7 protein-coding genes and 1 pseudogene are annotated in these 7864 nt (G+C 68.8%); 5 read left to right on the forward strand and 3 right to left on the reverse strand.

Features of this window, described 5'->3' with window-relative positions; genetic code table 11:
* Positions 1-41: 41 nt before the first annotated feature.
* The 3 genes from D7V77_RS43805 (at position 42) to D7V77_RS21515 (ending at position 3391) form a co-directional block, all read left to right on the forward strand.
* Positions 42-1163: a hypothetical protein gene (locus D7V77_RS43805; protein ID WP_158624456.1), complete on the forward strand. Its 1122-nt coding sequence runs from the start codon at positions 42-44 to the stop codon at positions 1161-1163.
* Complete coding sequence (locus tag D7V77_RS21510) at positions 1078-2178, forward strand: DUF4114 domain-containing protein (protein ID WP_158624457.1); 1101 nt, start codon at positions 1078-1080, stop codon at positions 2176-2178. The genes D7V77_RS43805 and D7V77_RS21510 overlap by 86 nt, the downstream gene beginning before the upstream one ends.
* A gap of 325 nt (positions 2179-2503) precedes the next feature.
* Positions 2504-3391, forward strand: a complete 888-nt coding sequence (locus tag D7V77_RS21515) for an RNA polymerase factor sigma-32 (protein ID WP_120578168.1) — start codon at positions 2504-2506, stop codon at positions 3389-3391.
* Between the two features lie 95 nt (positions 3392-3486).
* Here the strand turns inward: D7V77_RS21515 and D7V77_RS21520 are convergent, their stop codons facing one another.
* Positions 3487-4338, reverse strand: coding sequence for a hypothetical protein (locus tag D7V77_RS21520; RefSeq protein ID WP_120578169.1), 852 nt, complete (start codon positions 4336-4338; stop codon positions 3487-3489).
* Between the two features lie 159 nt (positions 4339-4497).
* Between D7V77_RS21520 and D7V77_RS21525 the strand changes: the two genes are divergently transcribed.
* The gene (locus D7V77_RS21525) at positions 4498-5754 is read left to right on the forward strand and encodes an Hsp70 family protein (RefSeq protein ID WP_120578170.1); all 1257 of its coding nucleotides are present in this window, start codon (positions 4498-4500) and stop codon (positions 5752-5754) included.
* A 516-nt stretch (positions 5755-6270) separates the two neighbouring features.
* Entirely contained in the window at positions 6271-6840 is a 570-nt protein-coding gene (locus D7V77_RS21535) for a hypothetical protein (protein ID WP_120578171.1), read from the forward strand.
* 11 nt (positions 6841-6851) lie between these two features.
* On the opposite strand, the gene D7V77_RS21540 is transcribed toward D7V77_RS21535, so the two are convergent.
* Together D7V77_RS21540 and D7V77_RS21545 are read right to left on the reverse strand one after the other, a co-directional pair.
* Positions 6852-7382 carry a hypothetical protein gene (locus tag D7V77_RS21540; RefSeq protein WP_120578172.1) on the reverse strand — a complete coding sequence of 177 codons (531 nt, stop codon included), beginning with the start codon at positions 7380-7382 and terminating at the stop codon, positions 6852-6854.
* Positions 7349-7864 (reverse strand): annotated as a pseudogene (locus D7V77_RS21545) (hypothetical protein); the annotation flags it as partial. The pseudogene D7V77_RS21545 and the gene D7V77_RS21540, both read right to left, overlap by 34 nt.

A 7864-nucleotide genomic window follows, 5' to 3' on the forward strand; every position in this document is an offset into this window, starting at 1 on the left:
GATAGACCCTCGGGGCCGTCTTCACCCCGAGGAGTCTGTCCTTGCAGCCTCATCTTCTTCGCCTCCTGGCCTTCGTGGCCGGGGGGTTCCTGCTTGTCATTGCCTCACCGCGCGCGGCCCACGCGATGCCCCCCGGGGGAACCCAGCCCGGCCATGTGCTGCCGCGGCTCAACGGCTTCTCGCAGTCCTCGGCGGTCCTGCCTCCCGGCGGCACCGCGGAGGTGGGCATCCTGGCCACGGATCCCCACGGGAATCCGCTGACGTTCTCCTGGGACGCCAGCGCGGGCACCCTGGGGACGCAGGTGGACACCGGGACCTCGAGCCTCCAGACCTGGACCGCGCCGCAGTGCCTGGCGGAGGACACCACGCCGGTGGCCGTCACGGTCACCAGCAGCCATGGCCAGTCCATCTCTTCGTCGTTCGGCTTCAGCGTCGCCCAGGACCTGGCGGTGAACCGTCAGCCGCCGTTCGTGGACTCGGGCTTCGAGCTGCTGGAGAACGCTGGCGCCGCGTCCTGGCAGGAGCTGTGGTTGACCGCTCCTTTGGCCCCCAGGTCCCCGGAGCGCATCGTGTTCGCGACGGACCAGGAGCTGAGCGTCACCTTCATCGCCAAGGAATCGGAGGCCACGCACGCGTTCGGCTACGTGTACTACGACGACCTCGTCGCTCGCGGCTACGTCAACGCCCAGGGCGACCTGGTGGATGCCAACGGCAATGGCATCGCGGACCTGCACGAAGACCTCTACAACCTGGCCCCGCCCTCCGGCGTCCAGGCCCGCCCGTACATCGGCGTGAGCCCCCGCTGTAGCCGGACCTTCACGTCCGGTGGCTTCCTCTTCCGCCAGCCGGAGCTGGCGCTCAACTCGGTCTGCGCTTCGGCCTTCTTCACCAGCCAGGACCTGACGGATGCCCGTCCCGGCCGCACCTCCTCCGCCTACAACATCACCGCCGACATCGTGGGGACCGTCCCCCCCCGTTCCCTCCGCGAACGCGGGCACCGGCTTCTCCGACAACGGCCTCTTCCCGCACATCCCCAACCTGCTGGAGCCCGCCCACCCCACCAACAACTTCATGGGAATGGGCTCGCTGGTCTTCCTGAGCACCGAGGACGACAGCAACCTGACCACCTATCGCGCGATGGGTCTGGTGCCGGACGCCGATGATTTCGAGGACGGCATCCCGGACTACGACGTGTCCCGGTACGACACGCGGGGCCTGGTGCGGTCCGTCAACCCGGATCCGGGCATCACCCGCAAGGACCGCACGGTGGACCTGGGGCTCATCCAGGGAGGCAAGGAGATGGTCTTCTTCCTCGTCACCGCCTTCGACGCGGCCCACTACCTGGACGACGGCACCGTCTTCCCGTGCCTGCGCAGGGACGCCAACCTCAAGTGCACGCTGCACCTGAAGACGCCCCTGTCCGTCTTCTTCTCCAAGGCGAAGTGGAACCTGGATCAGGACCCCGTGGGCCGGATGCCGACGCTGCAGCGGAACATCGGCTGCGCCTTCTCCGACCAGTGTGACCCGGACCACGCCCAGTCCTCCTCGAAGGCCTGCGCCGTGGTGGCGACCAGCCAGAAGCTGTGTGGCTGGATGGATTCGTTCGTGCTGCAGCGCATGGCGGATCCGTATTACGGGCGTCTCGTCCTTCCCAAGGAAGGCGCCACCGTCCCCGCGTCGGGCAACCTCCGCATGCCGCACGTGCTAATGACGGCGCCCACGACCGTGCCGGGCCAGTGGATGCTGGGCTTTGAGGACCTCAATGGCGGCGGCGACCGCGACTTCAACGACGCCGTCTTCCTGTTCCAGGGTCAGGCCCCCATGGCCGCGCGCTCGAAGGTGTTGAACCCTCTGGACGCAAGCTGCGCCGTGTCCCGCGTGCGCTTCACGAAGACGGACACCGTGCCGACAGGCTGCGCCACCAGCCAGCCCGCGCCCTCCTATGCGCTGGCCACCGACTGCCAGGTGTGCGGCGACGGCGTCTGCACCTCCAACCCCACGCCCACCTGGCACCCGCTGCCGCTCATGCGCGGGGCGGACAGCGTCACCGTGGATGTCTCAGGCACGCCCGGTAACCAGCTCTGCTGGAAGGTCACCCACCCCGGTGACGCCCCCGCCTGCCTGCCCGCGGCGGTTCAGGTGAACGTGGGCTACGAGCTCACGCCCGTGGCCCCCTGAGCAGGCCGCCACCTTCCGGACACCCGGCGCCCCGGTCCCCTGGTGTGGGGGCCGGGGCGTGCCCACATCCCTGCTGGATGTGATCCGCCCTGTGCCCGGGTCGGAGGGCAGGCAACCCTCCCTTCGGGGCACCCGGAAGAAGTGTCGGAACCCCTCGCTGTAAAAAGTGCCGGGTTCCGCCCTAAGCATCGAAGCCAAATCGCGCAACGGCCTGGAATCATTGAGGTTGCCCGTCGGCTGGCATTGGCCCGTGCGTTGCTAAAGGTCTCCCCGTCGCAGCAAACGGCGGTCGCACACACCGCCCTCTTCCCCGAGAGAGACCCCCATGCAGGCTTCCAGCTCCTTCTCTTCCGCCGACTCGCTCTCCACGTACCTCTCGGAGATCAACCAGTACCCGCTGCTGAACCCGCAGGATGAGCAGTCGCTGTCGCGCGCCTTCCGCGCGGGCGACCTGTCCGCGGGCCACCGCCTGGTGACGAGCAACCTGCGCTTCGTGGTGAAGGTTGCGTACGAGTACCGCTCCTACGGCCTGAAGATGTCCGACCTCATCCAGGAGGCGAACATCGGCCTGATGAAGGCGGTGCAGAAGTTCGACCCTGAGAAGGGCATCCGCCTCATCTCCTACGCGGTGTGGTGGATCCGCGCGTACATCCAGAACTACGTGCTCCGCAACTGGAGCCTGGTGAAGCTGGGCACCACGCAGGCGCAGCGCCGGCTGTTCTTCAGCCTGGCCCGCACGCGCCGCGAGCTGGAGAAGCTGGGCGCCGGCGACGGCCACATCGTCAACGCGGACGAAATCGCCAAGAAGCTGAACGTGAAGCCCACGGAAGTGCGTGAGATGGAGCAGCGCATGGGCGGCCGGGACCTGTCCCTGGACGCGCCGGTGGGCGAGGACGGCGACGCCACGCACCTGGACTTCGTGGAGTCCGATGCCGCCTCCCACGCGGACGAGGTCGCCGACCGGCAGCAGGCGGGCCTCACCCGCAACCTGGTGCAGCGCGCACTGACGCGCCTGGATCCGCGCGAGCGCTTCATCATCGAGCAGCGCGTGATGAGCGACTCGGAGATGACCCTGAGCGAGCTGGGCGAGCACTTCGGCTTCTCCCGCGAGCGCGCCCGCCAGCTGGAGATCCGCGCCAAGGACAAGCTGAAGGCGGAGCTGGCGAACCTGATGGCCGAGGCCGGCCTGGACCAGGCCGAGCTGGCCGCGTAACGCGCGGGTAGCAACAAGTCTGCGACACGACACGGCACGGCCCCGTCCCCTCGCGTTGGGAAGCGCGAAGGCACGGGGCCGTGGCATGTCTGGAGTCACGGTGACCGGGGCACGCCGGGCGAGGACTCGCCGCTCTCCGCCGGTGCGGGCGCGACCGGCTGCGCGCGGGACGTGGCGTCGATGCTCAGGGCCTCCGGCTCGCCGCTGCTCGCGTCCGTGGTGTAGGAGGCGCGGATCTGCGCGCCCTCCTGGATGTCCGCGGCACTCGCGGCCCGGCCATCCACCTTCACCTGCGTGGTGGGGCCCACCTTCAGGCGCAGCTGCGGCTCTCCGCGCTGGCTCACCAGCACCTCCTGTGCGCTCGCGCTGAGCACGTCGCCGGAGATCTGCTGTCCCGGGGCGGGTGCCGCCCGCGAGTTCTGGGCGATGGCGGCCTGCTGCGTGGCGGCGTTCTGGTTCGCGGCCTGTTGCTGCTGGGCGTCCTGGGTCGCGACGCGCTGGTTCGCGGTGGCGTTCTCGTTGGAGGCCTGCTGCTGCTGGGTGGCGAAGTTCTGCTGCGTCCGGCGCTGGGCCTCCAGGGCGCTGGCCTGGGCCTGCTGGGCCACGGACTGGGCCTGCTGGGTGCGGGCCTGCGCCTGCTGCTGGCTGGCCTGGGCCTCCTGGGATTCCTTCTGGGCCTTGGCCTGGGCCTCCTGGAGCTCCTGCTGCTTGTGCTGCACGTCCTCCTGGGCGCGGGCGGCCTCGCGCTGCTGGCTGGAGGCCTCCTTCTGCGCGTCACGTGCGTCGTCGAAGGCCTTCTCCGACTGGAGCTGGGCCTGCTCCACCTGCTGTCCGGGGGTGTTCCTCTCCGCGGTGTCCTGGCGGGAGCGGTCTCCGTCCTGGCAGGCGGTGGTGCCCACTGCGAGTGCGACGACTCCGGCACCCAGCCATGCTGCGCGCGATTTCATGGGGTTCTCCTGTCAAAGGGATGACAGGGCAAAGATGGCGGTGGCCCGTGGAGCGCCAAGCCATCCCACGACGAGCGCCTGCCCGGCCGCACGCCCCACGGCAGACAGTCACTTTGGGGCTACCGCGTCCGGAAGAATGGCGATAAGGGGCGCCCCCCCATGCGCGCCTGCGGACTCGACTTCGGAACCAGCAACACCGCCCTGGCCCTGCCGGACGGCACCGTGTTGCCGCTGCAGCCCCACACCCCGGAGCCCCGGCTGTTCCGCTCCGTGCTCTTCTTCGCGGAGGAGGAGCGGGAGGTCTTCACCGGCGCGGACGCCATCCAGCGCTACCTGGAGGACAACAACGGCCGGTTCATCCAGTCCGTGAAGTCCTTCCTGCACAGCTCGTCCTTCCGGGCCACGCAGGTGAAGGGGCGCACGTACACCATCGAGGATCTGGTGGCCATCCTGCTGCGCCGCGTGCGCGAGTCAGCCGGGGCGCATCTGGGCGAGGCGCCGGACGCGGTGGTGCTGGGCCGCCCCGCGGTCTTCACGCCGGATGCGGACGCGGACGCGCTGGCGGAGAAGCGGCTGCGCAAGGCGGCGGAGATCGCGGGCTTCACGCACGTGCAGTTCCTGATTGAGCCCATCGCCGCGGCGCTCGCGTACGAGGCGCGGCTCGAGAAGGACGAGCTGGTGCTGGTGGCGGACTTCGGCGCCGGCACGACGGACCTGACGTTGATGCGGCTGGGCCCGTCGCGGCGAGGGAACCTGGACCGCAGGCCGGACGTGGTGGGGTCCACGGGTGTGCGCATCGGTGGTGACCGCTTCGACGCGGAGATCATGCGGCACAAGCTGCTGCCGAAGTTCGGGGCGGGGTCCACGTACAAGGTGAAGGGCTTCAGCCACAAGCGGCTGCCCATTCCGCAGCACGTGCTGGCGAAGCTGCTCAACTGGCACGAGATGTCCTTCATCCGGGAGAAGTCCACGCAGGAACTCCTGGAGGTGATGCTCGACACGAGCGACCACCCCGCGGAAATCCAGGCGCTCTACGACCTGGTGATGGACAACCTGGGCTACCGGCTGTTCCGGGCGATTGAAGCGACGAAGGTGAAGCTGTCGAGCGAGGACGTGGCGACCATCGACTTCGAGGACGCGCGCATCCACCTGCACGAGCCGATGACGCGAGCGGAGTTCGAGACGGCAAGCCGCACGTTGTTGGATGAACTGTCGCAGTGCACGGAAGGGCTGTTGGCGAAGCACCCGGAGGCCAGGGAGATTGACGCGGTCTTCCTGACGGGCGGTTCGTCGCAGATTCCGGCGGTGCGGGAGCTGTACGTGAAGCGCTTCGGAGAGGACCGGGTGCGCACGGCGGACGCATTCACCTCCGTGGCGGAGGGCCTGGGCCGCGCGTCCGCGTGGCTGACGGGGTGAACCATGGCGGCACAGGCAGCACGGCGACGGTGGCTTCAAGTCGCAGCCGTGCTGTCCCTGTGCGCGGCGTGTGTCGGGCCCACGGACCGGACCTTCGTCACGGGGCGGATTCTCCCCCGGCAGATCCGCTTCGTGACTCTGAGGGAAGCAACGCCAGGGGAAGAAGGCGGTCAGCGCGCCGCCTGCATCCACATCCGGATTACTCGCGCCAACACCAGCGAGTCCGTGCTGTGCAGGTTCGGCGTTGAAACGCCCCTGCGAACCCACCAAGGCGTCCTCTCACTACCGCTGGCGCAGCGCATCGCGGCGGACCGCATCAATGAGGCCTCTCAGGCAGTCTTCGGCTCCGCCACCATCGACTCACCGCTCGGAATGCTTTGAGAGTTGATGAAGGCACAGCTGCGAACGACCTTCGAGGCGTCCCTTGCCGGAGCCCGGTTCAGGGCGCAATGCGATGAACGGGCGCCGCCGGTGCTGTTCGGACACGTGACACTCTGACGCTGGAGCCTTCGCGCCATGCCTCCCAGCACGAATGAACTGCTGACCCTCGCTCGCCATTACTGGCCTGCTTCGTACGAGGAGTCCCTGGACGACGCCCATCCTGAACACAAGCGCCGCCAAGAACGTTGGGAGCAGGTGCGACAGCAGAATGAGCGCTGGGATGCCTTCCGGCGGCAGCTGGGCATGCTGCTGCCAGACTTCACCCTGGCGGAAGCCAGCACGACCTCCCAGGCCTCCTTGCGCTGCGCCGTCTATCCCGCGAAGGGAATCCCCATGAAGCCCGTGCCCTGGGCCCTCGTGGGCTGCATGAGCATCCTGGCCCCGGTCTACACGGTGTATGGACTCACGTTCGACTACGCGGGACGCAAGCGAGGCAAGGCCCACCTGCACCTGCCGCCCTTGCCCGCGCCCATGAGCGACACCTCGCGCATCATCGCCCGGGAACTGGAGGCCCACTTCCACGTCACGCCGCTCCCGCCCGAAGTCGCAGCCCTTCCCGTCCCCGTCGCCGTGGAGTGGACGCGTCCACCCCAGACCACCCTGTTCGACGCCCTCTTCGACAGCGCCCCCACCATCGTCCCGTGAGCGGGGGCCGACTACGGGGCGCCACCGTCCAACACGGCCCCATCCAGGATTCCCGCATCCACGGACGGAGGCGCTGGCAGTGCCTCCGGTTCCGCGCCCACACTGCGCCGCAAAATCCGACCGTCGAGGCCGACCGCGTAGCGGGCGCCAGTGTCCACGCCAATGAAGGCGTCGCCACAGGAGCCTGGGACCTCGTGGATCAGGATGAAGAAGACGTCTCCCTGACGGATGACACGGTAGCGATACGCCTCCGGTCTTCCCCAGCACGGCGTGTCCTTGGACTGCTTCGGGAAGAAGTCCTCCATGGCGACCTGGACGGCCCTGAGCAGGTTGCCGTCCAGCACATACGCCTGCTCATTGCCCCACACCTGTACTGCGGACTGCGCATGGAACGGCGGAAACGCGATGCTCCGGTCTCCCTCCCAGGCAGAGGGCCGGGCTCCCTGTCCTCGCAGGCAGCCCGCCAGGAGCAGCGCTCCGACCACCACGGTGATGGCCCGACCGGCGCTCAGGGCCCCACGTCCACCGTGCGCGTCGTCCAATCCGTGCCTCCACGACCATCGCGGGCCACGACCCAGACAGTGATGCGCTCGGGCGTCTTGGCTGTCGTGTAGGTCGTCGTCGGGTCGCCGGGCTTGCCGTCCACCGGCTCCAGCGAGCGGAACGACCCCACCTCGCCCTCGCCCGTCGCGAACCAGCTGTAGAAGACCTGCTCCGTCCTCAGCCCGTCCGCCGTGGAATAGGACTCCTCGCTGCCCTCTCCCAGCACCGGCGTGAACGTCACCTCCGCGTCCAGCGGCAGCGGCCCGGACAGCGGCGCGTCGTTCCACAGCACGTCCTGCATCACCGGGTTCTGGTTGGGCGTCTCCGTCGAACGCAACGTGATGCGCCGCACGCCCCGCTCCACTCCCTCCGGCGTCCCGCTGCCGTCCGTCGCCTCGTACCCCACGAAGAGCGGCAGCCCCGCCTGCAACACCTGCTGCACCGCCGGGTCGTTGAAGTCGAACGAGCCTCCCTGCCCTCC

It is taken from the genome of Corallococcus sp. CA041A (assembly GCF_003612075.1).
In the GTDB taxonomy this organism is placed as follows: Bacteria; Myxococcota; Myxococcia; order Myxococcales; family Myxococcaceae; genus Corallococcus; species Corallococcus exiguus.

Bases quoted from the DNA above. Each gene is read 5' to 3' on its own strand.
- D7V77_RS21515 (WP_120578168.1), top strand. From the start codon at position 2,504: ATGCAGGCTTCCAGCTCCTTCTCTTCCGCCGACTCGCTCTCCACGTAC.
- D7V77_RS21510 (WP_158624457.1), top strand. From the start codon at position 1,078: ATGGGCTCGCTGGTCTTCCTGAGCACCGAGGACGACAGCAACCTGACC.
- D7V77_RS21520 (WP_120578169.1), bottom strand. From the start codon at position 4,338: ATGAAATCGCGCGCAGCATGGCTGGGTGCCGGAGTCGTCGCACTCGCA.
- D7V77_RS21535 (WP_120578171.1), top strand. From the start codon at position 6,271: ATGCCTCCCAGCACGAATGAACTGCTGACCCTCGCTCGCCATTACTGG.
- D7V77_RS21525 (WP_120578170.1), top strand. From the start codon at position 4,498: ATGCGCGCCTGCGGACTCGACTTCGGAACCAGCAACACCGCCCTGGCC.